Annotated in this window: 19 protein-coding genes; 14 read left to right on the top strand and 5 right to left on the bottom strand. The window is 63.1% G+C overall.

What is annotated here, in order from left to right:
- Positions 1-260: 260 nt before the first annotated feature.
- From AC07PQ_RS09265 to AC07PQ_RS09235, 7 genes are all read left to right on the top strand, one after another.
- The gene (locus AC07PQ_RS09265) at positions 261-1,862 is read left to right on the top strand and encodes an ABC transporter substrate-binding protein (RefSeq protein ID WP_493185386.1); all 1,602 of its coding nucleotides are present in this window, start codon (positions 261-263) and stop codon (positions 1,860-1,862) included.
- A gap of 172 nt (positions 1,863-2,034) precedes the next feature.
- A complete protein-coding gene (locus AC07PQ_RS09260; RefSeq protein WP_053259633.1) occupies positions 2,035-3,435 on the top strand; it encodes an OprD family porin in 1,401 nt (466 codons plus the stop codon).
- 82 nt (positions 3,436-3,517) lie between these two features.
- Entirely contained in the window at positions 3,518-5,113 is a 1,596-nt protein-coding gene (locus AC07PQ_RS09255; protein ID WP_007927029.1) for an ABC transporter substrate-binding protein, read from the top strand.
- A 73-nt stretch (positions 5,114-5,186) separates the two neighbouring features.
- A complete protein-coding gene (locus AC07PQ_RS09250) occupies positions 5,187-6,197 on the top strand; it encodes an ABC transporter permease subunit (RefSeq protein ID WP_007927028.1) in 1,011 nt (336 codons plus the stop codon).
- An 11-nt stretch (positions 6,198-6,208) separates the two neighbouring features.
- Entirely contained in the window at positions 6,209-7,135 is a 927-nt protein-coding gene (locus AC07PQ_RS09245; protein WP_007927027.1) for an ABC transporter permease subunit, read from the top strand.
- 10 nt (positions 7,136-7,145) lie between these two features.
- Positions 7,146-8,114 carry an ABC transporter ATP-binding protein gene (locus tag AC07PQ_RS09240; RefSeq protein ID WP_253362654.1) on the top strand — a complete coding sequence of 323 codons (969 nt, stop codon included), beginning with the start codon at positions 7,146-7,148 and terminating at the stop codon, positions 8,112-8,114.
- Positions 8,114-9,085 carry a peptide ABC transporter ATP-binding protein gene (locus AC07PQ_RS09235; RefSeq protein ID WP_007927025.1) on the top strand — a complete coding sequence of 324 codons (972 nt, stop codon included), beginning with the start codon at positions 8,114-8,116 and terminating at the stop codon, positions 9,083-9,085. Before AC07PQ_RS09240 ends, AC07PQ_RS09235 begins: the two co-directional genes overlap by 1 nt.
- A gap of 117 nt (positions 9,086-9,202) precedes the next feature.
- Here the strand turns inward: AC07PQ_RS09235 and AC07PQ_RS09230 are convergent, their stop codons facing one another.
- Both AC07PQ_RS09230 and AC07PQ_RS09225 read right to left on the bottom strand, forming a co-directional pair.
- Positions 9,203-9,463, bottom strand: a complete 261-nt coding sequence (locus AC07PQ_RS09230) for a hypothetical protein (protein ID WP_007927024.1) — start codon at positions 9,461-9,463, stop codon at positions 9,203-9,205.
- Between the two features lie 486 nt (positions 9,464-9,949).
- A complete protein-coding gene (locus AC07PQ_RS09225) occupies positions 9,950-11,533 on the bottom strand; it encodes a peptide chain release factor 3 (RefSeq protein WP_007923830.1) in 1,584 nt (527 codons plus the stop codon).
- A 520-nt stretch (positions 11,534-12,053) separates the two neighbouring features.
- Here AC07PQ_RS09225 and AC07PQ_RS09220 point away from each other — a divergent pair.
- The 5 genes from AC07PQ_RS09220 to AC07PQ_RS09200 all read left to right on the top strand — a co-directional run bounded on the left by AC07PQ_RS09220 (position 12,054) and on the right by AC07PQ_RS09200 (position 17,383).
- Positions 12,054-12,770, top strand: coding sequence for an ABC transporter permease (locus AC07PQ_RS09220; RefSeq protein ID WP_007923831.1), 717 nt, complete (start codon positions 12,054-12,056; stop codon positions 12,768-12,770).
- Positions 12,771-12,790: 20 nt separating this feature from the next.
- Positions 12,791-13,684 carry a glycine betaine ABC transporter substrate-binding protein gene (locus AC07PQ_RS09215; RefSeq protein WP_493185385.1) on the top strand — a complete coding sequence of 298 codons (894 nt, stop codon included), beginning with the start codon at positions 12,791-12,793 and terminating at the stop codon, positions 13,682-13,684.
- Between the two features lie 14 nt (positions 13,685-13,698).
- Complete coding sequence (locus AC07PQ_RS09210; RefSeq protein WP_493185384.1) at positions 13,699-14,352, top strand: ABC transporter permease; 654 nt, start codon at positions 13,699-13,701, stop codon at positions 14,350-14,352.
- A complete protein-coding gene (locus tag AC07PQ_RS09205; protein WP_007923834.1) occupies positions 14,349-15,506 on the top strand; it encodes an osmoprotectant ABC transporter ATP-binding protein OsmV in 1,158 nt (385 codons plus the stop codon). The genes AC07PQ_RS09210 and AC07PQ_RS09205 overlap by 4 nt, the downstream gene beginning before the upstream one ends.
- A 713-nt stretch (positions 15,507-16,219) precedes the next feature.
- Complete coding sequence (locus AC07PQ_RS09200) at positions 16,220-17,383, top strand: type III PLP-dependent enzyme (protein WP_007923836.1); 1,164 nt, start codon at positions 16,220-16,222, stop codon at positions 17,381-17,383.
- A 167-nt stretch (positions 17,384-17,550) separates the two neighbouring features.
- Here AC07PQ_RS09200 and AC07PQ_RS09195 read toward each other — a convergent pair whose 3' ends face one another.
- On the bottom strand, positions 17,551-18,333 hold the full coding sequence (locus AC07PQ_RS09195; RefSeq protein ID WP_493185383.1) for a tetratricopeptide repeat protein: 783 nt from the start codon (positions 18,331-18,333) through the stop codon (positions 17,551-17,553).
- Between the two features lie 3 nt (positions 18,334-18,336).
- Entirely contained in the window at positions 18,337-19,017 is a 681-nt protein-coding gene (locus AC07PQ_RS09190; protein ID WP_150049000.1) for a Fe2+-dependent dioxygenase, read from the bottom strand.
- 207 nt (positions 19,018-19,224) lie between these two features.
- On the opposite strand from AC07PQ_RS09190, the gene AC07PQ_RS09185 reads away from it, so the two are divergent.
- Both AC07PQ_RS09185 and AC07PQ_RS09180 read left to right on the top strand, forming a co-directional pair.
- A complete protein-coding gene (locus AC07PQ_RS09185) occupies positions 19,225-21,498 on the top strand; it encodes a TonB-dependent receptor (protein WP_007923840.1) in 2,274 nt (757 codons plus the stop codon).
- Between the two features lie 368 nt (positions 21,499-21,866).
- Positions 21,867-24,392 (top strand): PepSY domain-containing protein, encoded by a 2,526-nt coding sequence (locus AC07PQ_RS09180; RefSeq protein WP_493185382.1) that lies wholly within the window; start codon positions 21,867-21,869, stop codon positions 24,390-24,392.
- 101 nt (positions 24,393-24,493) lie between these two features.
- Here the strand turns inward: AC07PQ_RS09180 and AC07PQ_RS09175 are convergent, their stop codons facing one another.
- On the bottom strand, positions 24,494-26,035 hold the full coding sequence (locus AC07PQ_RS09175) for an alkaline phosphatase D family protein (protein WP_007923844.1): 1,542 nt from the start codon (positions 26,033-26,035) through the stop codon (positions 24,494-24,496).
- Positions 26,036-26,231: the final 196 nt, after the last annotated feature.

The raw sequence follows: 26,231 nt of genomic DNA, 5'->3' as shown, positions 1-26,231 counted from the left end.
GCCAGGACTGCCGGAACTCGAACGCTCTTCCTCTTGCTGCGCCCCATCGTGGTGAGTACGGGCATTTCGGAAGTTCCTTACATGTCTTTCAGGCTCTTTGGCATTTACTACCCATGCGGCGACCCCTACCGTCAAAGCATGGAGTGGTACATCCATTGCCCGGCATTTGCTGCAAGCGAGACTTGGGATCAATGACATGACCGCCTCCGGATGGGGCGACTGCTCATCGATCAAAACAATAAAAAGGGAGAGGGATCGTCATGCGTCATTCCCTGGTTTTATCCGCCCTGCTGGGCACCGGTCTGTTGACCGCAACCTCCGCCAGCCTGGCGGCCGGCAACAGCCTGGTGTTCTGCTCCGAAGGCAGCCCGGCCGGCTTCGACACCGCGCAATACACCACCGCCACCGACAACGACGCGGCAGAGCCGCTGTACAACCGCCTGGCGGAGTTCGAAAAAGGCGCGACCAATGTGGTGCCGGGCCTGGCCACCCGCTGGGATATTTCTGCGGACGGCCTGCAGTACACCTTCCATCTGCGCGAAGGGGTGAAGTTCCATACCACGCCGTACTTCAAGCCGACGCGTGATTTCAACGCCGACGACGTGCTCTTCACCTTCAACCGCATGCTCGATCCCGAGCAGCCCTTCCGCAAGGCCTACCCCACCGAGTTTCCCTACTTCAACGGGATGAGCCTGAACAAGAACATCGCCAAGGTCGAGAAGACCGGGCCGTTGACCGTGGTGATGACCCTGAACTCGGTCGATGCGGCGTTCATCCAGAACATCGCCATGAGCTTCGCCGCGATTCTCTCGGCCGAATATGCCGACCAGTTGCTCAAGGCCGGCAAACCCAGCGACATCAACCAGAAGCCGATCGGCACCGGGCCGTTCGTGTTCAAGAGCTACCAGAAAGACTCGAACATCCGCTACACCGCCAACAAGCAGTACTGGGACCCGAGCCGGGTCAAGCTCGACCAGCTGATTTTCGCCATCAACACCGATGCCTCGGTGCGCGTGCAGAAGCTCAAGGCCGGCGAATGCCAGATCACCCTGCATCCGCGGCCGGCCGATGTCGAAGCGCTGAAAAACGACCCGAAACTGCAACTGATCGAAAAGCCCGGCTTCAACCTCGGCTACATCGCCTACAACGTTCGCCACAAGCCCTTCGACCAGCTCGAAGTGCGCCAGGCGCTGGACATGGCGGTGAACAAGCAAGGCATCCTCAACGCCGTGTACCAGGGCGCCGGCCAGCTGGCGGTCAACGCCATGCCGCCGACCCAGTGGTCCTACGACACCAGCATCAAGGACGCCGCCTACAACCCGCAAAAGGCCCGTGAGCTGCTCAAGGCCGCCGGGGTCAAGGAAGGCACGGAAATCACCCTCTGGGCCATGCCCGTGCAGCGTCCCTACAACCCCAACGCCAAGCTGATGGCCGAAATGCTCCAGTCCGACTGGGGCAAGATCGGCCTGAAAGTGAAGATCGTCAGCTACGAGTGGGGCGAGTACATCAAGCGCACCAAGAATGGCGAGCACGACATCAGCCTGATCGGCTGGACCGGCGACAACGGTGACCCGGACAACTGGCTCGGCACCCTGTACAGCTGCGACGCCATTGGCGGCAACAACTACTCCATGTGGTGCGACCCGCAGTACGACAAGCTGATCAAGCAGGCCAAGATCGTCACCGATCGCGAACAGCGCACGGTGCTCTACCAACAGGCCCAGCAGTTGCTCAAGCAGCAGGTACCGATCACCCCGGTCGCCCACTCGACGGTCAACCAGCCGTTGAGCGCCAAAGTCGAAGGATTCAAGGTCAGCCCCTTCGGCCGCAACGTGTTCTCGGGTGTCAGCATCGACCAATAAATGATTAGCCAGGCCGCTGGGGGCGATATTCGCCCCCACGCAAATCTGTTGCCTGAATTCGGCGATCAAGCCTCATGCAAACGTTTGCGATGCCTTGAATGAGTTGTAAAGCAAAAGCCGGTCAACCCAAAAAGACCGGCATAAAAATAAAGAAAGCAAAGGAGCTTCACCCATGAAACCGAGCAACACCGCGTTACTGGCCCTGGCCATCAGCAGCATCACGGCCATGGCCCATGCGGAAAGCGTGAGCCAGGAATTCGTTCCGACCGAACTGAACGGCACCAGCGCCCAGGCGGAGGCCAAGGGCTTCGTCGAAGGCCAGAGCCTGTCGGGCACGACCCGCAACTGGTACGCCAACGAGCTGAAGCGTCGTGACGACCGCTTCTCCTACAACCACAACGGCCAGCCGACTTCGACCCCACGCCGGATCAACTGGGTCCAGGGCACCATCCTCAACTACAGCTCGGGCTTCACCGAAGGCACTGTCGGGGTCAGCACCGAGGTGGCCGCCTACAACGCCATCGCGTTGGATCGTGACCGCAAGGACATCGCCGGCAAGAACAACCGTACCCTGACCCACTCCGACGGCGACGCTGTCGGCCAGTGGAGCAAACTGGGCCTGGCCAACGTCAAGTTCCGCGTCTCCAACACCACCCTGACCGCCGGTCGCCAGAACTTCAGCACGCCGATCGTCGACGTCATCGGCAACCGTGCCCTGCCTTCGAGTTTCGAAGGTGTGAGCCTGCACAGCGAAGAGTTCAACAACCTGTCGTTCGATCTGGCCGGTTTCGATCGCGTTTCTCCGCGTACCGAACAGAGCCTGTCGAAATTCCGCACCGAGTACTCCGCCACCGGCGTGGAAACCGACAAGGTCTACACCGCAGGTGTGAACTACCAGCCGTTCAAGAGCCTGAAAACCAGCCTGTATGGCGCCAACGTCAAAGACTTCTGGAACCAGTACTACTTCGGCGCCACCCACGAGCTGGGTGACAGCCAGGTACTGAGCCTGACCACCGGCCTGAACTACTACAAGACCGTCGACGAAGGTAAGAAGTTGATGGGCGAGATCGACAACGACACCTACTCGCTGTCGCTCGGCCTGACTCACCAGGCCCACAGCCTGACCTTCTCCTACCAGCAAGTGAACGGTAACGAGTACTTCGACTACCTGCATGAAACCAACGGTATCTACCTGGCCAACTCCCTGCTCTCGGACTTCAACGGCCCGAACGAGAAGTCCTTCCAGATCGCCTACGGCCTGAACATGGCCGAATACGGCGTGCCAGGCCTGAAGTTCAACATCTACTCGGCACGCGGCTGGGGCATCGACGGTACCCATTACCGCGGCACCGCCTACACCGATCCAGGCGCCCAGCGCGGTGACCTGAGCCTGATGGATGGCGAAACCCACTACGAATACGGTATTGGCGCGTCTTATGCAGTCCAGAGCGGTCCGCTGAAGGCAACCGCGATCCGGGCGACCTACACTACCCACCGCGCCAGCGAAAACCAGGCCGACGGCAACATCAACGAGTTCCGCCTGGTCACCACCATCCCGTTCAAGATTCTCTAAAAAACACATCGGCTGGTTGGCGAATTCATGACGAATTCGCCACTCCAGCTACTCTGGTTCAACCGATTGCAGAGGGTTCTAGATGAAAATGCTTCCCCTGAAAGCGGCCATCGCTGCCGCACTGCTGAGCGTCGCCGCAGGCGTCTCGGCCAAGCCCTTGGTGGTCTGTACCGAAGCCAGCCCGGAAGGCTTCGATATGGTCCAGTACACGACTGCAGTCACTGCCGACGCGGTGGCGGAAACCATCTTCAACCGCCTGGTGGACTTCAAGCCCGGCACCACGGACATCGAGCCGGCCCTGGCCGAGTCCTGGGAGATCAGCCCGGACGGCCTGATCTACACCTTCCACCTGCGCAAAGGCGTCAAGTTCCACAGCACCGATTACTTCAAGCCGACCCGCGAGATGAACGCCGACGACGTGCTCTGGAGCTTCCAGCGTCAGCTGGACCCGAAACACCCGTGGCATGACAAGTCCAGCGTGGGCTTCCCCTATTTCGAGAGCATGGGTTTCAAGGAACTGCTCAAAAGCGTCGAGAAAACCGACGACCACACCGTGGTCTTCACCCTGACCCGTCGCGAAGCACCGTTCCTGGCCGACGTGGCCATGGCCTTCGCCTCGATCTTCCCGGCCGAATACGCCGACCAGTTGCTCAAGGCCGGCAAGGCCGGCGAACTGAACAGCAAGCCGATCGGCACCGGCCCGTTCGTCTTCCAGCGCTACGCCAAGGACGCCCAGGTGCGGTTCAAGGCCAACCCGGACTACTTCCGTGGCAAGCCGCCGGCCGACGCGCTGATCCTGGCGATCACTACCGACAACAACGTGCGCCTGCAGAAGCTCAAGGCCAATGAGTGCCAGGTCGCCCTGTATCCGAAGCCGGACGACATCCCGAGCATCAAGGCCGACACCAACCTGAAGGTCGACGACCTGGCCGCCATGACCGTGGGCTACGTGGCCCTGAACACCACCAAGAAGTACATGAGCGACCCGCGTGTCCGTCAGGCCATCAACATCGCCTTCGACAAGGAAGCCTACGTCAACAGCCTGTACGGCAAGGGCAACGCGGTGGTCGGCACCGGCCCCTATCCGCCGACCCTGCTGGGCTTCAACACCAGCCTGGGCAACCCGGCCCGCGACCTGGACAAGGCCCGCGCCCTGATCAAGGAAGCCGGCGTGCCGGAAGGCACGGTCTTCACCCTGTTCACCCGCAACGGCGGTGGCCCGACCAACCCCAACCCGCTGCTCGGCGCACAGATGATGCAGTCCGACCTGGCGAAGATCGGCCTCAAGATCGATATCCGCGTCATGGAATGGGGCGAGATGCTCAAGCGCGCCAAGAACGGCGAGCACGACATGGTTTCCGCCGGCTGGGCGGGGGATAACGGGGACCCGGACAACTTCCTGACCCCCAACCTCAGTTGCGAGGCCGCCAAAAACGGCGAAAACTACGCTCGCTGGTGCAATAAAGCGTTCCAGAGCCTGATCGATCAGGCCCGCGCCGAATCCGAGCCGGCCAAACGGACCGCACTCTATGAACAGGCCCAGGATATTTTCGACAAGGAACAACCCTGGATCCCCATGGCCTATCCGAAAATGTTCACGGCAATGCGCAAGAACGTCGAGGGCTACCACCAGAGTCCCCTGACCACCAACAACTTCGCTACCACCCAGGTGAAGTAGATAAGAAACGCCCGGCATCCCTGACCCCAGGGATGCCGGACACGCCTAACCGGCTGATGAGGTACACCAGAAGATGTTTAGTTTTATTGCCCGCCGTGTGGGGTTGTTGATTCCCACATTCTTCGGCATCACCTTGCTGACGTTCGCATTGATTCGCATGATTCCCGGCGATCCCGTGGAAGTCATGATGGGCGAGCGCCGGGTCGACCCTGAGATGCATGCCCAGGCAATGGAACGCCTTGGTCTGAACAAACCGCTGTATGCCCAGTACCTGGACTACATCGGCAAACTCGCCCAGGGCGACCTGGGTGAATCCCTGCGTACTCGCGAGAGTGTGTGGAGCGAGTTCACCTCCCTGTTCCCGGCAACCCTGGAACTGGCCTCGGCCGCGATGCTGTTCGCTGCCGTGATCGGCCTGCTGGCCGGGGTAATCGCCGCGCTGAAACGAGGATCCCTGTTCGACCACGGGGTGATGGGCATCTCCCTTGCCGGCTATTCGATGCCGATCTTCTGGTGGGGCCTGATCCTGATCATGTTCTTCTCCGTGAGCCTGGGCTGGACCCCGGTTTCCGGGCGGCTCGACCTGCTCTACGACATCGAGCCGAAAACCGGCTTCATGCTTATCGACACCCTGCTGGCCGATGACACCGGCGCCTTCTTCGATGCCCTGCACCACCTGATCCTGCCGGCCATCGTGCTTGGCACCATTCCGCTGGCGGTGATCGCGCGGATGACCCGTTCCTCGATGCTCGAAGTGCTGCGCGAAGACTACATCCGCACCGCCAAGGCCAAGGGCCTGTCGCCGGCGCGCGTGGTGTTCGTGCACGGCCTGCGCAACGCGCTGATCCCGGTGCTGACCGTGGTCGGCCTGCAAGTCGGCACCCTGCTGGCCGGCGCGGTCCTGACCGAAACCATCTTCTCCTGGCCCGGCATCGGCAAATGGCTGATCGAAGCCATCGGCGCCCGGGACTACCCCGTGGTGCAGAACGGCATCCTGTTGATCGCCTGCCTGGTGATCCTCGTCAACTTCGTGGTGGACATCCTCTACGGCTTTGCCAACCCACGCATTCGTCACCAGCGCTGAGGACAATACTCATGAGCACTCCAACCTCCTCAGTAGCCGTATCCGCCGTGGCCGTGGATCAAAGCCTGCTGTACCCGTCGCCGTACAAGGAATTCTGGCAGGCCTTCTCGCGCAACAAGGGCGCGGTGGCCGGCCTGCTGTTCATGCTGCTGGTGATTTTCTGCGCGATCTTCGCGCCCTGGGTCGCCCCGCATAACCCGAGCGAGCAATACCGCGACTTCCTGCTGACCCCGCCGGTCTGGCTCGAAGGCGGCCAATGGCAGTTCATCCTCGGCACCGACGAACTGGGCCGCGACCTGCTGTCGCGCCTGATCACCGGTTCGCGCCTGTCGCTGCTGATCGGCCTGTCGTCGGTGGTCATGTCGCTGATCCCGGGCATCCTCCTGGGCCTGTTCGCCGGCTTCTTCCCGCGCTTGCTCGGCCCGACCATCATGCGTCTGATGGACATCATGCTGGCCCTGCCGTCCCTGCTGCTGGCCGTGGCGATCGTCGCCATCCTCGGCCCAGGCCTGATCAACACCGTGATCGCCATCGCCGTGGTATCGCTGCCGTCCTACGTGCGCCTGACCCGCGCCGCGGTGATGGGCGAGCTCAACCGCGACTACGTGACCGCCGCGCGCCTGGCCGGTGCCGGCCTGCCGCGCCTGATGTTCATCACCGTGCTGCCCAACTGCATGGCGCCGCTGATCGTCCAGGCGACCCTGAGCTTCTCCTCGGCGATTCTCGATGCCGCGGCCCTGGGCTTCCTCGGCCTTGGCGTCCAGCCGCCCACCCCTGAGTGGGGCACCATGCTGGCCTCGGCCCGCGACTACATCGAACGCGCCTGGTGGGTGGTGAGCCTGCCCGGCCTGACCATTTTGCTCAGCGTGCTGGCAATCAACCTGATGGGCGACGGCCTGCGCGACGCGCTGGACCCGAAACTCAAGAACGCCGCCTGAGGAGATTCCCATGTCACTGCTAGAAATCAAGAATCTCAACGTGCGCTTCGGCGACGCCCAGGCCGTTCCCGTGGTGGATGGCCTGGACCTGAACGTGGACAAGGGCGAAGTCCTGGCCATCGTCGGCGAATCCGGCTCCGGCAAGTCCGTGACCATGATGGCGCTGATGGGGCTGATCGAGCATCCCGGCATCGTCACCGCCGACGCCCTCAGCTTCGACGGCAAGGACATGCTCAAGCTCAGCGCCCGGCAACGCCGGCAGATCGTCGGCAAGGACCTGGCCATGGTGTTCCAGGACCCGATGACCGCGCTGAACCCGAGCTACACCGTGGGCTTCCAGATCGAGGAAGTGCTGCGCCTGCACCTGAAGATGTCCGGCAAGGCGGCCCGCAAGCGCGCCATCGAACTGCTGGAAAAAGTCGAGATCCCGGGCGCCGCCAGCCGCATGGACGCCTACCCGCACCAACTGTCCGGCGGCATGAGCCAGCGCGTGGCGATTGCCATGGCGATTGCCGGCGAGCCGAAGCTGCTGATCGCCGACGAACCGACCACCGCCCTGGACGTGACCATCCAGGCGCAGATCATGGAGCTGCTGCTCAACCTGCAACGCGAGCAGAACATGGGCCTGGTGCTGATCACCCACGACCTGGCGGTGGTCGCCGAGACCGCCCAGCGCGTGTGCGTGATGTACGCCGGGCAAGCGGTGGAAGTGGGCCAGGTGCCGGAGTTGTTCGACATCCCCGCCCATCCCTACACCGAAGCGCTGCTGGCAGCGATTCCCGAGCACAGCATGGGCGCTGCGCGCCTGTCGACGCTGCCAGGCATCGTTCCCGGTCGCTACGACCGTCCGCAAGGTTGCCTGCTCTCGCCGCGCTGCCCGTACGTGCAGGAAAACTGCCGCCAGCAGCGTCCAAGCCTCGATCCGAAAGCCGCCAGCCTCGCCCGCTGCTTCTACCCGCTGAATCAGGAGGTGGCGTAATGGCCGTCGTTCTTACCGCCCGCAACCTGACCCGTCACTACGAAGTGTCCCGCGGCCTGTTCAAGGGCCACGCCACCGTGCGCGCCCTCAACGGCGTGTCGTTCGAGCTGGAAGCCGGCAAGACCCTCGCCGTGGTCGGCGAGTCCGGCTGCGGCAAATCCACCCTGGCCCGGGCCCTGACCCTGATCGAAGAACCGTCTTCCGGCTCCTTGAAAATCGCCGGCCAGGAAGTCGCCGGCGCCGACAAGGCCCAGCGCAAGCAACTGCGCAAAGACGTGCAGATGGTGTTCCAGAGCCCCTACGCCTCGCTCAACCCACGGCAGAAGATCGGCGATCAACTGGCCGAGCCGCTGCTGATCAACACCCGGCTGTCGGCCAGCGAGCGACGGGAAAAGGTCCAGGCGATGATGAAGCAGGTGGGCCTGCGCCCCGAGCATTATCAGCGCTACCCGCACATGTTCTCCGGCGGCCAGCGCCAGCGTATCGCCCTGGCGCGGGCGATGATGCTGCAACCGAAAGTGCTGGTGGCGGACGAACCGACCTCGGCCCTCGACGTGTCGATCCAGGCCCAGGTGCTGAACCTGTTCATGGACCTGCAGCAGGAGTTCAACACCGCCTATGTGTTCATCTCCCACAACCTGGCGGTGGTGCGTCACGTCGCCGACCACGTGATGGTGATGTACCTCGGCCGGCCGGTGGAAATGGGCCCGAAAGAGGACATCTACACCCGTCCGCTGCACCCTTACACCCAGGCGTTGTTGTCGGCCACGCCGACCATTCACCCGGACCCGGACAAACCGAAGATCAAGATCGTCGGCGAATTGCCCAACCCGCTGAACCCGCCATCCGGCTGTGCGTTCCACAAGCGCTGCCCATACGCCACCGAGCGTTGCAGCAGCGAAGAGCCGGCCCTGCGCCTGCTCGACACCCGCCAGGTGGCCTGCCACTACGCCGAACAGTTCCTCGGCTGAGCCGGCCAAAAAAGGCGCCGCGGTGACCCGCGGCGCCTCATCTGTGTTGACCAAACCCCTCCTGCCGGATTGCGCATCAGTCCGGCAGGAGGGGTTTCTTTTTTCCGCCAGCCTGGCTCAGCCCTGGCTAGCCTCGTCGTCGCTGTCGGGGTCCGGCTCGTCGGTGGTCGAATCATCATCGCCCTCGCTACCACCCTGTCCCTGATCGCCCGGCTCGGATTCCGACTTGGCGATCATCTGCACCCCGTTCTGCAAATGCCCCGGCCCCCAGAAACCCGGCACCCGTGCGGCCTGGTCGCCGGCCCAGGCCGCGGACATGCCCAGCGACAACAGCACCAGCACCTTGAGTAACAGCACACCCCGTTGGAAGACATTCATGTTGATTCCGTCCCTTTATGTAGGTGAATCAATGATGGCCACAGCCGGATTTGCAAGGCACGGCCTCGTATGAACCTAGCCCCGAAGCCGACGCTTTTCCAGATAACAAGCCCGCGATTCGCCCACTGGCTAGACGGCTTTCGACTAGCCCCTAAAACCAGCGGTTATGCATCTTCCTCCCACACCTGATCTCGCGTTCTGTCGGGAGAGAATCGTTGCCCGAACCGACGCTTTCGCGGGCAAGTCTCGCTCCTACGACAGCATGGAGATTCCACGAACACCACCAATACCGTAGGAGCGAAGCTTGCTCGCAATGGGCTGCGTAGCAGCCCCAAAACCTGCCACCGCGGTTCTGCCGGGAGAAGTTCATTGGCCGGGCGGACGCTATCGCGGGCAAGCCTCGCTCCTACGGGAATGGATAGGTTCTGGGCATAAAAAACCCGCGGTTTGGGCCGCGGGGCTTTTGCTTGGGGCGTCGCTCAGACCTTAGTGATGCTCGCGGGTCGCGCGGAATTTCACGTCGGGCCAGCGCTCTTCCATCAGCGCCAGGTTGACCCGGGTCGGGGCCAGGTAGGTCAGGTGACCGCCACCGTCCAGCGCCAGGTTTTCCACAGCCTTGTTGGAGAATTCCTCGAGTTTCTTCTTGTCGCTGCAATCGATCCAGCGCGCGGACCACACGGTGATCGGCTCGTAGGAGCACTCGACCTTGTATTCCTCTTTCAGGCGGCTGGCGACCACATCGAACTGCAGCACACCGACGGCGCCGAGGATGATGTCGTTGCTGCGTTCGGGGAAGAACACCTGGGTCGCGCCTTCTTCGGCCAGCTGTTGCAGGCCCTGGCGCAGTTGCTTGGACTTCAGCGGATCCTTCAGGCGCACGCGGCGGAACAGTTCCGGGGCGAAGTGCGGGATACCGGTGAAGCCCAGGGCCTCGCCTTCGGTGAAGGTGTCGCCGATCTGGATGGTGCCGTGGTTGTGCAAGCCGATGATGTCGCCGGCGTAGGCTTCTTCGAGCTGTTCACGCTCGGAGGAGAAGAAGGTCAGCGCATCGCCGATGCGCACGTCCTTGCCGGTGCGCACGTGGCGCATTTTCATGCCTTTCTCGTACTTGCCCGAGCAGATGCGCATGAAGGCGATACGGTCGCGGTGCTTGGGGTCCATGTTCGCCTGGATCTTGAACACGAAGCCTGTGAACTTCTCTTCCTGCGGCTCCACGGTGCGCTCGTTGGCCACGCGCGCCAGCGGCAGCGGCGCCCAGTCGACAACCGCGTCGAGCACGTGGTCCACACCGAAGTTGCCCAGGGCGGTACCGAAAAACACCGGGGTCAGCTGGCCGTCCATGAACGCCTGCTGGTCGAACTCATGGCAAGCGCCCTGCACCAGCTCCAGTTGCTCGATGAAGCGTTCGTACTCGTCGCCCAGGTGGGCGCGGGCTTCATCGGAATCGAGCTTCTCGATGATCTTGGTTTCGGTGCGCTCGTGGCCGTGGCCGGGGGTGTAGACGATGATGTAGTCGCCCGCCAGGTGGTACACACCCTTGAAATCGCGGTAGCAACCGATCGGCCAGGTGATGGGCGCCGCCTTGATTTTCAGGACCGCTTCGATTTCGTCGAGCAGTTCGATCGGGTCGCGGATGTCACGGTCGAGTTTGTTGATGAAGCTGACGATCGGCGTGTCGCGCAGACGGCAGACGTCCATCAGGGCAATGGTCCGTGGCTCTACGCCCTTACCGCCGTCGAGCACCATCAGCGCCGAGTCCACCGCGGTCAGGGTGCGGTAGGTGTCTTCCGAGAAGTCTTCGTGGCCCGGGGTGTCGAGCAGGTTGATCATGTGTTCGCGATAAGGGAACTGCATGACCGACGTGGTAATGGAAATACCGCGCTGCTTCTCCATCTCCATCCAGTCGGAAGTGGCATGGCGGTCGGACTTGCGGGACTTCACCGTACCGGCAACGGCAATCGCCTTGCCCATCAGCAAGAGCTTCTCGGTGATGGTGGTTTTACCCGCATCCGGGTGGGAAATAATGGCGAAAGTGCGGCGTTTCGCGACTTCGGCGGCCTGTTTGGTCATGGGAAATCGCCTGGCAGGTGATTCAAAAAAAGGGCGGCGAGTATAGCGCAAAGCAAGCACCACGGACCACCGTTCGGCCCTCGCCCCTGCAACCCTTGCCCTGTAGCCGCTGCCGAGCAGCGCGAGGCTGCGATTGGCCCGGGCGGCATTGCGATGCGCTCTGTCAGGTATACCGAGGGGGCAGGTTTTGCGACGGCTGCGCCGCCGATCGCAGCCTCGCTGCGCTCGGCAGCGGCTACAGATGCCAGGCATCAGAGATATCGGAGTTATGGGATGGAGGGTGGCCAAACGCGGCCAAATATGGAACCTTTTAAAAGGTGGAGGCGTCCACTCCCCTGTTACGAGCTTTCGTCAGGGGTAGAAAAATCAGCAAGTTAGCCTGACGAGGCTATGCGTATGGCTCGATCCCGCGCTGTTTCCAGCGCATCGACGAGCTGCTTCTCGCGACCGTTCTTTTGGCAGCCAGGTATGGCCTTGCCACACGAAAGAATGCTCGCCGACATGAAAAAGGAGTCCGCCTGTGGCTATTCGCTATGGCAAAGGGCTGATAGGAGGCGCGGCGGTCATCGCTCTCCTGGCCCTGCTGATCCACTGGATCGGCATCAGTACGATCGAACACTACCGCGACGATCTGTTGTTTTACCTGCAAGCCCACCTGTACCTGGTACTCGCTTCAATGTTCGCCGCCCTCGTGGTGGGGATACCCGCCGGCATCTTCCTCAGCCGACCGCAGATGGTCGGGCGTGCCGAGCGCTTCATGCAGCTGTTCAACATCGGCAACACCGTCCCTCCCCTGGCCGTCCTGGCCATCGCCCTGGGGATCCTCGGCATCGGCAGCGGGCCGGCCATCTTCGCCTTGTTCCTCGCCTCCTTGCTGCCCATCGTGCGCAACACCTACGAAGGCCTGAAAAACGTCCAGGGTTCCCTCAAGGAAGCCGCCGTCGGCATCGGCATGACGCCGCGCCAGGTGCTGTGGAAAGTCGAGCTGCCCAACGCCGTGCCGATCATCGTCGGTGGCGTGCGCGTGGCCCTGGCGATCAACGTCGGTACCGCGCCGCTGGCCTTCCTGATCGGCGCCAACAGCCTTGGCAGCCTGATCTTCCCCGGCATCGCCCTGAACAATCAGCCGCAACTGCTGCTCGGCGCGGCCTGCACCGCCTTGCTGGCGCTGCTGCTCGACGGCCTGGTGACACTGGCCAGCCGCCTCTGGCTGGAACGCGGCCTGCGCCCGTCTTAAGCCTGCGCGAAGGAATTCACATGAAAAAAATAGCTTTGATCATAGGCTGCGTCCTGCTGTGCGCGGGAATTGCCCAGGCCGCGCAAAAGCCGGTGATCCGCATCGGCGCCCGGGTCTTCACCGAGCAGACACTGCTGGCGGAAATCACCTCGCAGTACCTGCGCAGCAAGGGTTACGACACCCGGGTCACCGGCGGCCTGGGCAGCAACCTGGCACGCAGCGCCCACGAAAGCGGGCAGCTGGACATGCTCTGGGAATACACCGGGGTGTCCCTGGTGGCCTACAACCACGTGACGGAAAAACTCGACAGCCAACAGTCCTATGAGCGGGTCAAGGAACTCGACGGGAAAAAAGGCCTGGTCTGGCTGACCCCGTCGAAATTCAGCAATACCTACGCCCTGGCCTTGCCGAAAAACGTCGCGGACGCATACCCGCAGATCAACAGCGTCAGCGACCTGAAAAAAGTCCTCGACGCCGAACGCCAGGACCACCACCTGATCGCCCTGGACACCGAGTTCGCCAACCGCTCCGACGGCCTGCAAGGCATGGTCAAGCTGTACGGCATGGACCTGACCCGCAAGAACATCCGGCAGATGGACGCCGGGCTGGTCTACACCGCCCTGCGCAACGGCCAGGTGTTCGCCGGCCTGGTCTACACCACCGACGGCCGGCTCAACGCCTTCAACCTGAAATTGCTCAACGACGACCTGCATTACTTCCCGGACTACACCGCGGCCCCCGTGGTACGCCAGGCCTACCTCGACGCCCACCCGCAACTGGCCGCCGACCTCAAGCCGCTGGCCGAACTGTTCGACGACGAAACCATGCGCCAGCTCAACGCCCGGGTCGACGTCGACCATGAAAGCCCATCCGCCGTTGCCGCAGATTTCCTGCGCCAGCATCCACTGAATTGAGGGAGGAAAGAGCCATGGAATTTCTCAACGCCTTTTCCCATCTCGACTGGCAGCAAGTCATCCAACTGACCTGGCAGCACATCACCCTGGTGGGCATCGCCGTGACCCTGGCGATCCTCTTCGGCGTGCCCCTGGGCATCCTGATGACCCGCTTCCCGACCCTGGCCGGCCCGCTGCAAGCCAGCGCCACCGTGCTGCTGACCATCCCGTCGATCGCCCTGTTCGGCCTGCTGCTGCCGTTCTACTCCAAATTCGGTCAGGGCCTGGGGCCGCTGCCGGCGATCACCGCGGTGTTCCTCTACTCCCTGCTGCCGATCATGCGTAACACCTACCTGGCGCTGACCGGCGTCGAGCCGGGGATTCGCGAAGCCGCCCGTGGCATCGGCATGACCTTCGGCCAGCGCCTGCGCATGGTCGAGTTGCCGATCGCCGTGCCGGTGATCCTCGCCGGCGTACGCACCGCGGTGGTGATGAACATCGGCGTCATGACCATCGCCGCCACCATCGGTGCCGGCGGCCTGGGTGTGCTCATTCTTGCTTCCATCAGCCGCAGCGACATGTCGATGCTGATCGTCGGCGCGGTGCTGGTCAGCCTCCTGGCCATCTTCGCCGACCTGCTTCTGCAATGGTTGCAACGCTCCTTGACTCCAAAAGGACTGCTCAAATGATCGAACTTCAAAACCTGACCAAGACCTTCCAAAGCAACGGCAAGACCATCACCGCCGTCGACTCCGTAAGCCTGACCGTCAATGAAGGCGAAATCTGTGTGTTCCTTGGGCCATCGGGCTGCGGCAAGAGCACCACGCTGAAGATGATCAACCGCCTGATCATGCCGACCTCGGGCAAGGTGCTGATCAATGGCGAAGACACCACCGGCCTGGACGAAGTGACCCTGCGCCGCAACATCGGCTACGTGATCCAGCAGATCGGCCTGTTCCCCAACATGACCATCGAGGAAAACATTGTGGTGGTGCCCAAGCTGCTGGGTTGGGACAAGCAGAAATGCCATGACCGCGCCCGCGAGCTGATGAGCATGATCAAGCTCGAACCCAAGCAATATCTGCATCGCTACCCACGGGAACTGTCCGGCGGCCAGCAACAGCGGATCGGCGTGATCCGCGCGCTGGCGGCCGATGCGCCATTGCTGCTGATGGACGAACCTTTCGGCGCGGTCGACCCGATCAACCGCGAGATGATCCAGAACGAGTTCTTCGAAATGCAGCGGGCGCTGAACAAGACCGTGATCATGGTCAGCCACGACATCGACGAAGCCATCAAGCTCGGCGACAAGATCGCCATCTTCCGCGCCGGCAAGCTGTTGCAGATCGACCATCCGGACACCCTGCTGGCCCATCCGGCGGACGAGTTCGTCAGCAACTTCGTCGGCCAGGACAGCACCCTCAAGCGCCTGCTGCTGGTGAAGGCCGAGGACGCCGCCGACAACGCGCCGTCGGTGAGCCCGGAAACGCCGGTGGCCGACGCCCTGGAACTGATGGACGAACACGACCGCCGCTACCTGGTGGTGACCTGCGCCGACAACAAGGCCCTGGGGTATGTACGCCGCCGCGACCTGCACCGCCAGGCCGGCACCTGCGCCCAGTACCTGCGCGAATTCAACGCCACCGCGGCCTACGATGAACACCTGCGGATCCTGCTGTCGCGGATGTACGAGTTCAACCGTTCGTGGCTGCCGGTGCTGGATGCCGAGCGGGTGTTCCTCGGCGAAGTGACCCAGGAATCGATTGCCGCCTACCTCAGCTCCGGCCGCTCGCGCGGCATGAAGACCAACATCGTCTCGCCGGCCGAAACAGCATTGGCCTGACCTGCCGCATCGGTCGGATCGTGTAGCCGCTGCCGAAGAATGAGGCTGCGATCGGCCGCGAAGCGGCCGTGCCGCCCTGCCCTCGGTGCCCTGATATACCGAGGCGCCGGGTCTGCGCCTGCTTCGCAGTCGATCGCAGCCTCGTGCCTCGGCAGCGGCTACAGTGCCTCGCGACACCAGCCCGCACTCGACCGGGAACCGGGCCCCCTCACGCCACGGATTCCCCACCCTGGGGAACATCAGCCTGTCATCTGGGTCGGTTACATAAATGACTGGCTCGGACCACGCGACGAACGCGTGCAAAAACGCGACATTTTTTGTTGATCTCAGGCCCCTCACGCCCTAAAGTTCGCGCCGAACGTCCATGCTGGAAACGATCCATCCGGCTCAAGTACTGACGACGAGACAGCAAGGCCATAGGGAAACCTTTTGCAGATCGTTTGAGAGCGTAGCGAGCGCAGGCAAGACAAGGCGGGAAGAGGCGAGGAAGCGGAGTTTACTGGTTGTAAATGAGCATTCCGAGCTTCTTCCCAACGCAGTATTGCTCGCGTAGCGCCGAAGGCGCACAGCACGCAGTAGCTCTCAAACGATCCGGGTGGCCTTTTTGCTTTCGGCGGCAATGCCTTGGGAAGTAGGCGAACCAAAGTGGGGATACGGAGGACGTTCATTTGCACCCATTGTTTTTACCCGTTTGCCATTAGGAGCTCCCAGGTATGTCGATTCAGGTCGAAGACTATTTCGCGCGCGAAACCTTTCAGAAAATGAAGGCGTTCGCCGACAAGCAAGAAACCCCGTTCGTGGTGATCGACACCCAGATGATCGCCCAGGCCTACGATGACCTGCGTGCCGGTTTCGAGTTCGCCAAGGTCTACTACGCGGTAAAGGCCAACCCGGCCGTCGAAATCATCGACCTGCTGCGGGAAAAAGGTTCGAACTTCGACATCGCCTCGATCTACGAGCTGGACAAGGTGCTGGGCCGCGGCGTCAGCCCGGACCAGATCAGCTACGGCAACACCATCAAGAAATCCAAGGACATCCGCTACTTCTACGAGAAGGGCGTGCGCCTGTATGCCACCGACTCCGAAGCCGACCTGCGCAACATCGCCAAGGCCGCGCCGGGCTCGAAAGTCTATGTGCGCATCCTCACCGAAGGCTCGACCACTGCTGACTGGCCGCTGTCGCGCAAGTTCGGCTGCCAGACCGACATGGCCATGGACTTGCTGATCCTCGCCCGCGACCTGGGCCTGGTGCCTTACGGCGTGTCGTTCCACGTGGGTTCGCAACAGCGTGACATCAGCGTCTGGGACGCAGCGATCGCCAAGGTCAAGGTGATCTTCGAACGCCTGAAGGAAGAAGACGGCATCCACCTCAAGCTGATCAACATGGGTGGCGGCTTCCCGGCCAACTACATCACCCGCACCAACAGCCTGGAAACCTACGCCGAGGAAATCATCCGCTTCCTCAAGGAAGACTTCGGCGACGAGCTGCCGGAAATCATCCTCGAGCCAGGCCGTTCGCTGATCGCCAACGCCGGTATCCTGGTCAGCGAAGTGGTGCTGGTGGCGCGTAAATCCCGGACCGCCGTGGAACGCTGGATCTACACCGACGTGGGCAAGTTCTCCGGCCTGATCGAAACCATGGACGAAGCCATCAAGTTCCCGATCTGGACCGAGAAGAAAGGCGAGACGGAAGAAGTGGTAATCGCCGGCCCGACCTGCGACAGCGCCGACATCATGTACGAGAACTACAAGTACGGCCTGCCGCTGAACCTGGCCATCGGCGACCGCCTGTACTGGCTGTCCACCGGTGCCTACACCACCAGCTACAGCGCTGTGGAATTCAACGGCTTCCCGCCCCTGAAATCCTTCTACGTGTAAGCGATACGCCGCAACGAAAAAGCCCATGACCAGTCATGGGCTTTTTTATGCCTGCGCGATAAACGCTGAAAAAATGCCTCCGTAGGAGCGAAGCTTGCTCGCGATAGGCCGAAGGCCGGTGGTGGCCTTGATGCCGCCTTCGCGGGCAAGCCTCGCTCCTACAGAAGCTACAGCCGGGCTAATGCCTCGCGGTCGGTTTCATTCCCTAATTGCGCCGCGCGCTGGTGATACGCCAGGGCCAGGCCACGAATCTGTGGATGGGCAGCCTGCAACAAGGCGCCGCGGGCGACCCGCAGGAAATTCAGGTTGCCGCCAGCCAACGCCTGGTCCAGCCAACCCAGCGCCTCGTCGATACGCCCGGCATCGGCCAGCACCGCGGCATGGCTGAACTGCCCACGAAAATCCCCACCCTCGGCGGAACGGCGATACCAGTCACAGGCCGCCGCGACATCCCTGGGGCAGTAACGCCCCTCCTCCAGATAACGGCCCAACAGGTTCATGGATTTGGCGTGCCCCATCGCCGCCGCCCGCTGGTAGCAGCTCAAGGCCAGGGCCTGGTTTTCAGCGACCCCGCGACCGGTGGCCAGCAGGTTGGCGTAGTTGTACAGCGCCCAGTCCAGCCCGGCTTCGGCGGCCTGGCGATAATGCCCGGCGGCGGCCTGGGCATCGGCCTCGCAGCCCCAGCCATGCTCGTGGCAACGCCCCAGCATGTTGCGCGCCATCAGCTGCCCGCCCTTGGCGGCGATCGCGAACCAGCGCAGCGCCAGCGCCTGGTCGCGCTCGATGCCCAGGCCATCGAGCAGGATCTGCCCGAGCAGCGCCTGGGCATCCGGCACGCCCTGCCCGGCCGCCAGCAGGATCGCCTGGGCAGCCCGGGCCGGGCTCTGTTCGAGCATGGCGCGCAGTTGCTCGCCGTCGAGGACTTCCTCGCGGCGTAACTGGAAACTCATGGCTTACACCTCGACCCAGCGACGCAACAGGTTGTGGTAGGTGCCGGTCAGGCGGATCAGCGACGGATGCTCCGGCATGTCGCGGGTCAGTTGCTGGATCGCCTCGTCCATCTCGAACAGCAGGGCGCGCTGGCTGTCTTCGCGCACCAGGCTCTGGGTCCAGAAGAACGACGCATAACGGGTGCCGCGGGTGACCGCGTTGACCTTGTGCAGGCTGGTGCCCGGGTACAGCACCATGTCGCCGGCCGGCAGCTTCACCCGCTGGGTGCCGAAGGTGTCCTGGATTTCCAGCTCGCCGCCGTCGTAATCCTCCGGGTCGCTGAAAAACAGGGTCGACGACAGGTCGGTCCGCACCCGCTCGACGCTGCCCTTGGGCTGGCGCACGGCGTTGTCGATATGAAAGTCGAAACTGCCACCGGCGGTGTAGCAGTTGAGCAGCGGCGGGAAAACCTTGTGCGGCAACGCCGCCGACATGAATTGCGGGTGCTGCCACAGGCGCTCGAGCATCGCCGCGCCAATCTCCTGGGCCAGCGGGTGGCCTTCGGGCAGTTGCAGGTTGTGCTTGGCCTTGGCCGACTGGTAACCGGCGGTGATCTTGCCGTCGGCCCAGTCCGCCTGCTCCAGGGCCTCACGGATACGCAGCACTTCTTCACGGGAGAACAGGCCGGGAATATGCAGGAGCATGAGGCAATACCTGAAAGCAAAGGGGGGTGCAAATGATATTGATTCTTATTGCAAATGTAAAATGCGCAGACGAATGAAAGCGTAAAAACCGTAAAGCGAAATTGTAAAGAATGTAAATTCCGTGCGAATAGCAATATTTCGCAATTGATACATAGACTTGTTCGCCTTATATTCCGCCGCCTCAAATCCTTGGGGAGGGGAATCACCATGTCGCGCCAACCACCACAATTACCGCTCGGTTCACCACGCCTGCTGGCGTCTGCGATTGGCGTGGCGATCACCGCCGGCTCCGCAGCCCATATGGCTTTTGCCGCGGAAAACACCGAGAAGAAAGCCGCCGGCAATGCCATTTCCCTGGACGCCACCAGCATCACCGGTGAAGCTCAGGACCAGACGTCCTACCAGGTCGAAAAAGCCTCGTCGCAAAAGTACACCGCGCCGCTGGTCAACACGCCGCGCTCGGTCACCGTGGTGCCTCAACAAGTGCTCAAGGACACTGCCGCCACCTCGCTGCAGGATGCGCTGCGCACCGTGCCGGGCATTACTTTCGGCGCCGGCGAAGGCGGCAACCCGCAAGGCGACCGTCCGTTCATCCGTGGCTTCGATGCCCAGGGCGACACCTACCTCGATGGCGTGCGCGATACCGGCGGCCAGAGCCGCGAGATCTTCGACATCGAATCGATCGAAGTCAGCAAGGGGCCCAACTCCTCCTTCGGCGGTCGCGGCTCGGCCGGTGGCAGCCTCAACCTGGTGAGCAAGACGCCCAAGCAGCAAGACTTCCTCAACGGCGGCTTCACCTACGGTTCCGACCAGACCCGCCGTTATGTGCTGGACGTCAACCGCCAGTTCCTCGACAGCGCCGCCTTCCGCCTGAACCTGATGAGCCACGAGCAGAACGTGGCCGGTCGCGACGCCGTCAACTACGACCGCTGGGGCGTGGCACCGTCCCTGACCTTCGGCCTGGGCACCCCGACCCGCGTCAACTTCAGCTACTACCACATGGAAAGCGACGACCTGCCGGATTCGGGCATTCCCTACGGCTACAGCTCGGCCAGCGCCACCGCCCACAAGCACGACAAACCCACCGACGGCGGCGACAGCGACAACTTCTATGGCTTGAAGGATCGGGACTTTCGCAAGACCCGCGCGGACATCAGCACCGTCTCCATCGAGCACGACCTGAACGACAACATGACGCTGAAAAACACCCTGCGTCATGGCAACACCGGCCAGGACTACATCCTCACCCAGCCGGACGACAGCAAGTTCAACGTCAACAAGTACGGCACCGTGTGGCGTCGCGCCAACTCGCGGGTGTCCACCACCGAAACCACCACCAACCAGACCGACCTGTTCGGCGAATTCCAGGCCCTGGGCTTCAAGCACAACTACTCCACGGGCCTGGAGTTCACTGGCGAAGAGACTCGCGTCAGCAGCTACAACATCGCCGGCAACACCGCGAAAGTCTGTAATCCGGGCAGCATCCCCAGCTGCACCTCGCTGAGCAATCCGAACCCGGACGATGCCTGGACCGGCGCGATCAGCCGCAACTACTACGGCACCAACACCAAAGCCACCAGCCGCGCGGCCTATGTGTTCGACACCATCGAACTCGATCCGCAATGGCTGCTCAACGTCGGCCTGCGCTACGACACCTTCGACACCGTGGCCAATACCGACACCGCCACCGGGCGCACCAAGATCAAGGACGACAGCCAGTTCTGGAACTGGCAGGCCGGCCTGGTGTGGAAACCTGCGGACAACGGCAGCGTCTACGCCTCCTACGCCACCTCGGCCTCGCCAGCGGGCGGCCTGGTGGGTGAAGGCGCGGACGGCAACCCGCTGTCCGCCGGCGCCAGCGTCAGCGATTTGCAACCGGAAGAAACCGTCAACTACGAGCTGGGCACCAAGTGGGACGTGTTCAACGACCGCCTGTCCCTGACCGCCGCGGTGTTCCGTACCGAGAAGAAAAACACCCGCATCCTGGTCGATGCCCTGACCTACCAGAACGCTGGTGAGTCCCGCGTCGACGGCCTGGAGCTGTCGGCCAGCGGCAAGATCACCGACAAGTGGCAAGTCTTCGCCGGCTACAGCTACCTGAAAAGCGAGCTGGTGGACGCCGGCCTCAACGGGCGTAACGGGGTCGTCAGCGCCGGTTCGAACAAAGGCAATGAAATGCCGAACACGCCGAAAAACAGCTTCAGCCTGTGGACCACTTATGAAGTGCTGCCGAAGCTGACCGTCGGCGGCGGTGCGTTCTATGTCGACGAGGTGTATGGCGATGCCGGCAACACCGTGTATGTGCCGTCCTACACCCGCTACGACGCCATGGCCAGCTACAAGCTGAGCAAGAACGTCGACCTGCAGCTGAACGTGCAGAACCTGACCGACAAGACCTACTACGACAAAGCCTACTCGGCGCACTTTGCCAACCAGGCAGCCGGCCGTACCGCCTTGTTCACCACCAACTTCCACTTCTGACGGGTTTCACCTGTAGCCGCTGCCGCAGGCTGCGATCGGGGCGCAGCCCCGCAAAGCTGGCGCTGCGGTATGCCTGACCTGTACGGGCGTCGGGTTTGGCGACTGCTGCGTCGGAATGCCGCCCAAGCCGATCGCAGCCTCGCCAGGGCTCGGCAGCGGCTACACGGTGGACCTGTAGCCGCTGCCGCAGGAGGCGCAGGATCTCAAGATCGCTGGATCCTATCGCAGCCTTCGGCAGCGGCTACAAACGCATGAGCCCCACCTGTTTCGGCAAGTGGGGCTTTTGTGCGTAAGAAAGAATGTTTCTCGACAACTCACGGCATAATGCGCGCCGTGGCACAGACTTAAGAACCAACGAGGCGGTCGATGTGTTGAAGAAAACCCTGTTCCAGTTGCACTGGTTTTTCGGCATCAGCGCCGGCCTGGTCCTGGCCTTGATGGGCATTACCGGAGCGACGGTGTCGTTCCAGGATGAAATCCTGCGTGCCCTCAACCCCTCCACACTGCAGGTGGAAAAGCAGCCGGCCGGGGTCCTGCCGCCCGCCGAGCTGGTGGAAAAGATCCAGGCGGCCTCGGGCAAGACCGTGTCGATGCTCACGGTGGAGGCCGACAGCGGCAACGCCGCACGCGTGTGGTTCACCCCGCCACCGGGCCAGCGCCGTGGCGAGATGCGCTATTTCGACCCCTACACCGGCGAATTCATGGGCACCGCCCTGGGCCAGGACTTCTTCGGCCTGATGCTGCAACTGCACCGTTTCCTGGCCATGGGCGACAGCGGCCGGCAGATCACCGGTGCCTGCACCCTGATCCTGATTTTCTTCTGCCTGTCCGGCCTCTACCTGCGCTGGCCGCGCCAGGTGGCGAGCTGGCGCGCCTGGCTGACCCTGGACTGGGCGAAAAAAGGTCGTGGCTTCAACTGGGACCTGCACGCCGTGGCCGGGACCTGGTGCCTGCTGTTCTATCTATTGGCAGCGTTGACCGGTTTGTCCTGGTCCTACGAGTGGTACAACAAGGGCCTGAACAAACTGCTGGCCGACTCGCCACAGAGCCAACGCATGAAGAACCGAGGCGCGCCGCCCCAGGGTCCGGCGCCGACCGCCGACTACAACGCCATGTGGCTGGGTATCTACAGCACCGCCGGCAAGGACCTGAGCTCCTACAACATCCGCATGCCGGCGATGGCCGGCCAGCCGGCGACCGTGTTCTATCTGCTGAAGAATTCGCCCCACGACCGGGCGCTGAACCAGATCACCATCGACCCGAACAGCGGCGTGGTCAGCCGCCACGACCGCTACAGCGACAAGAGCCTTAAGGCCCAGCTGCTGACCAGCATCTATGCCCTGCACGTGGGCAGCTACTTCGGCATTGTCGGGCGGATCCTGGTGACCATTGCTTCGCTGACCATGCCGCTGTTCTTTATCACCGGCTGGCTGCTGTACCTGGATCGCCGGCGCAAGAAACGCCAGATCAAGGACGCGCGCCAGGGCCTGAGCACCGACACCGGCGATGCCTCGGCCTGGCTGATCGGTTTCGCCAGCCAGAGCGGTTTCGCCGAACAACTGGCCTGGCAGACCGCCGGGCAACTGCAGGCCGCCGGCGTACCGACCAAGGTCCAGCCGCTGGCCAGCGTCAGCGAGCAGGACCTGCTCAATACCCAGAACGCATTGTTCGTGGTCAGCACCTTCGGCGACGGCGAAGCGCCGGACAGCGCCCGGGGCTTCGAGCGCAAGGTGCTGGGCCGCGCCCTGTCCCTGGACAACCTCAAGTACGCCGTACTGGGCCTGGGCGACCGGCAATACCCGCACTTCTGCGGTTTTGCCAAGCGCCTGCATGGCTGGCTGGCCGAACATGGCGGCAACACCCTGTTCGCCCCGGTGGAAGTCGACAGCGGCGACAGCTACGCCCTGCGCCACTGGCAGCAGCAACTGGGCCAGTTGATCGGCCAGGCGCCGGTGGACCTGTGGCAGGCGCCCGCCTACAACAACTGGACCCTGAACCAACGCGAGCTGTTGAACCCGGACAGCAGCGGTTCGGGCGTCTACCTGCTGGGCCTCACCCCACCGCAGCCGAGCAGCTGGCTGGCCGGCGACCTGGTAGAAGTGCTGCCGCGCAATTGCGCGTGGGCCATCGAGTTCTTCCTCGACGGCCTCGGCCTGGACGGCAGCGCCACGGTGCAGCTCGACGGCCTGACGGAAACCCTGACCCAGGCCCTGGCCAGCCGCCAGCTCCCGGAAAACCGTGCCCACCTGGTGGGCCTGCATGCCCAGGCGCTGGTGGATGCCCTGGTGCCGCTGGCCATGCGCGAATACTCCATCGCCTCGATTGCCAGCGACGGCCAGTTGGAACTGCTGGTGCGCCAGGAACGCCACCCCGACGGCAGCCTGGGCATCGGCTCCGGCTGGCTCACCGAGCATGCGCCGGTCGGTTCGGCCATCAGCCTGCGGGTGCGGCGCAACAGCGGCTTCCATCTGCCGGCCGAGCCTTGCCCGCTGATCCTGCTGGGCAACGGCACAGGCCTGGCCGGCTTGCGCAGCCTGCTCAAGGCGCGCATCGCCGAGGGCCAGCAAGACAACTGGCTGATCTTCGGCGAGCGCAACGCCGAGCATGACTTCTACTGCAAGGACGAGCTGCAGGAATGGCTGACCGCCGGCGATCTGCGCCGCCTGGACCTGGCGTTCTCCCGCGACCAGGCCGAGAAGATCTACGTCCAGGATCGCCTGCGCCAACAGGCCGAACGCCTCAAGCAGTGGCTGGCCGACGGCGCCGCGATCTACATCTGCGGCAGCCTGCAAGGCATGGCCTCGGGCGTGGATCAGGCGCTCAACGAAGTGCTGGGCGCCGAGGTCATCGAACGGCTGATCGAGCAAGGCCGCTATCGCCGCGACGTCTACTGACCCACTCCACGCTTCTGTAGGAGCGAAGCTTGCTCGCGATAGGCCAAAGGCCGGTAGCGGCCTTGATACCGCCATCGCGGGCAAGCCTCGCTCCTACATGACTACACCGGCTGCAACTTGCGCTCGAACACCGCCACCCCGTCCAGGTCCCGCAGCGTCACCTTCAACTCCCCGCTCTGCCCTTCGATCTGCACCTCGCCGAAGAACTGGAACCCGGCGAACGGCGAGGTGTTCTGCGCCGGCGGCGCCTTCTGGAACACCACCTCCGGGCCGAAGGTCTGGTCCAGCGCGTTGGGCCCGAAACTGCCGGCATTCAAAGGCCCGGCGACGAATTCCCAGAACGGTTCGAAATCCTGGAACGCCGCGCGGTCCGGGTGGTAATGGTGCGCCGCGCAGTAATGCACATCCGCCGTCAGCCACACATGGTTGCGCACCTTGTGCTTGCGCAGGAACGCCAGCAACTCGGCGATCTCCAGCTCGCGGCCCTGGGCCGGGCCCGGATCGCCGTTGGCGATCGCCTCCCAGCGCGGCACGCCGGGGCTGACCTCGCCGTCCGGCACGCCAAGGCCGATGGGCATGTCGGCCGCCACCACCTTCCACTGCGCCTTGGAGTGCTTGAGCCCCTGCTTGAGCCAGTCCAGCTGTTCGCGGCCAAGAAACGGCTTGGCCGCGCCAAGGTTGTCGTCGTTGCCACCGCGATAGCTGCGCATGTCCAGCACGAACACATCCAGCAGCGGCCCGTAGCTCAACTTGCGATAGATCCGCCCGCCCTGGTCGGCGCTCTGCAAGCGCATCGGCGCGTACTCCAGCCAGGCCTGCCGCGCGCGCCCTACCAGGGTGTGGATATCTTTGCTGGTGTAGCGCTCATCCAGCACCTTGCTCGGCGACCAGTTGTTGACCACCTCATGGTCGTCCCACTGCCAGATCTGCGGCACCTCGGCGTTGAAGCGCCGCACGTTCTCGTCCAGCAGGTTATAGCGGTAGTTGCCGCGGTATTCGTCGAGGGTCTCGGCGACCTTGCTTTTGGCCTCGGTGGTGATATTGCGCCATACCCGGCCGTTCTCGGTGGTCAGCTGCGCCGGCACCGGGCCGTCGGCGTAAATGGTGTCGCCGCTGTGGATAAAAAAGTCCGGCAGGCGCCGGCGCATGGCCTCGTAGATACGCATGCCGCCAATGTCCGGGTTGATGCCAAAACCCTGGCCGACGGTGTCGCCGCTCCACACAAAGCGAATATCGCGGCGCGTCTGCGGCACGCTGCGCAAATGGCCGAACCAGGGCTTGCTGCGCACGCCGGTCTGCGCATCCTCGAAATACACCCGATAAAAAATCGCCTGATCGGTGGGTAAACCGCCCAGCTCGACCCGCGCGGTGAAGTCGGTGCGGGCATCGGCCAGCGGCGAGACGAAGCGTCGCGGATTGCTGAACAGGCTGCGGGTATCCCACTCCACCACCATCCGCGCCGGCCGGTCGGTACGGCTCCAGACCATCGCCCGGTCGCCAAGCAAGTCCCCGGACTGCACGCCATCGACCATCTTCGGCCGGTCCTTGGGCGACGCGATCACCGCCGGCGCCAGCCCCGGCAGCAACAACCCCGCACCCGCCACCTGAATCAAACGCCGCCGACCGAGAGTGAAATCGCCCATCGTGGATCCCTCCGACCCAAAGTGAAAAGGCAACTTTAGCCAGCGGCGATGAACTCCGTATGACACGGCCCCAAAGACGGCACGCCCTGTAGCCGCTGCCGCAGGCTGCGATAGGACCGAAGGTCCTCCAGCGGGCTCAAAATCCTGCGTCCGCTTCGCGGCCGATCGCAGCCTCGCGGGCTCGGCAGCGGCTACA

The organism is Pseudomonas sp. GW821-FHT09E12 (assembly GCF_059416085.1).
This window is presented reverse-complemented; position numbering and strand designations above follow the sequence as displayed.

Bases quoted from the DNA above. Each gene is read 5' to 3' on its own strand.
- AC07PQ_RS09235 (WP_007927025.1), top strand. From the start codon at position 8,114: ATGGCCGTCGTTCTTACCGCCCGCAACCTGACCCGTCACTACGAAGTG.
- AC07PQ_RS09225 (WP_007923830.1), bottom strand. From the start codon at position 11,533: ATGACCAAACAGGCCGCCGAAGTCGCGAAACGCCGCACTTTCGCCATT.
- AC07PQ_RS09200 (WP_007923836.1), top strand. From the start codon at position 16,220: ATGTCGATTCAGGTCGAAGACTATTTCGCGCGCGAAACCTTTCAGAAA.
- AC07PQ_RS09230 (WP_007927024.1), bottom strand. From the start codon at position 9,463: ATGAATGTCTTCCAACGGGGTGTGCTGTTACTCAAGGTGCTGGTGCTG.
- AC07PQ_RS09250 (WP_007927028.1), top strand. From the start codon at position 5,187: ATGTTTAGTTTTATTGCCCGCCGTGTGGGGTTGTTGATTCCCACATTC.
- AC07PQ_RS09185 (WP_007923840.1), top strand. From the start codon at position 19,225: ATGTCGCGCCAACCACCACAATTACCGCTCGGTTCACCACGCCTGCTG.
- AC07PQ_RS09240 (WP_253362654.1), top strand. From the start codon at position 7,146: ATGTCACTGCTAGAAATCAAGAATCTCAACGTGCGCTTCGGCGACGCC.
- AC07PQ_RS09210 (WP_493185384.1), top strand. From the start codon at position 13,699: ATGGAATTTCTCAACGCCTTTTCCCATCTCGACTGGCAGCAAGTCATC.
- AC07PQ_RS09245 (WP_007927027.1), top strand. From the start codon at position 6,209: ATGAGCACTCCAACCTCCTCAGTAGCCGTATCCGCCGTGGCCGTGGAT.
- AC07PQ_RS09190 (WP_150049000.1), bottom strand. From the start codon at position 19,017: ATGCTCCTGCATATTCCCGGCCTGTTCTCCCGTGAAGAAGTGCTGCGT.
- AC07PQ_RS09175 (WP_007923844.1), bottom strand. From the start codon at position 26,035: ATGGGCGATTTCACTCTCGGTCGGCGGCGTTTGATTCAGGTGGCGGGT.
- AC07PQ_RS09215 (WP_493185385.1), top strand. From the start codon at position 12,791: ATGAAAAAAATAGCTTTGATCATAGGCTGCGTCCTGCTGTGCGCGGGA.
- AC07PQ_RS09195 (WP_493185383.1), bottom strand. From the start codon at position 18,333: ATGAGTTTCCAGTTACGCCGCGAGGAAGTCCTCGACGGCGAGCAACTG.
- AC07PQ_RS09205 (WP_007923834.1), top strand. From the start codon at position 14,349: ATGATCGAACTTCAAAACCTGACCAAGACCTTCCAAAGCAACGGCAAG.
- AC07PQ_RS09260 (WP_053259633.1), top strand. From the start codon at position 2,035: ATGAAACCGAGCAACACCGCGTTACTGGCCCTGGCCATCAGCAGCATC.
- AC07PQ_RS09255 (WP_007927029.1), top strand. From the start codon at position 3,518: ATGAAAATGCTTCCCCTGAAAGCGGCCATCGCTGCCGCACTGCTGAGC.
- AC07PQ_RS09265 (WP_493185386.1), top strand. From the start codon at position 261: ATGCGTCATTCCCTGGTTTTATCCGCCCTGCTGGGCACCGGTCTGTTG.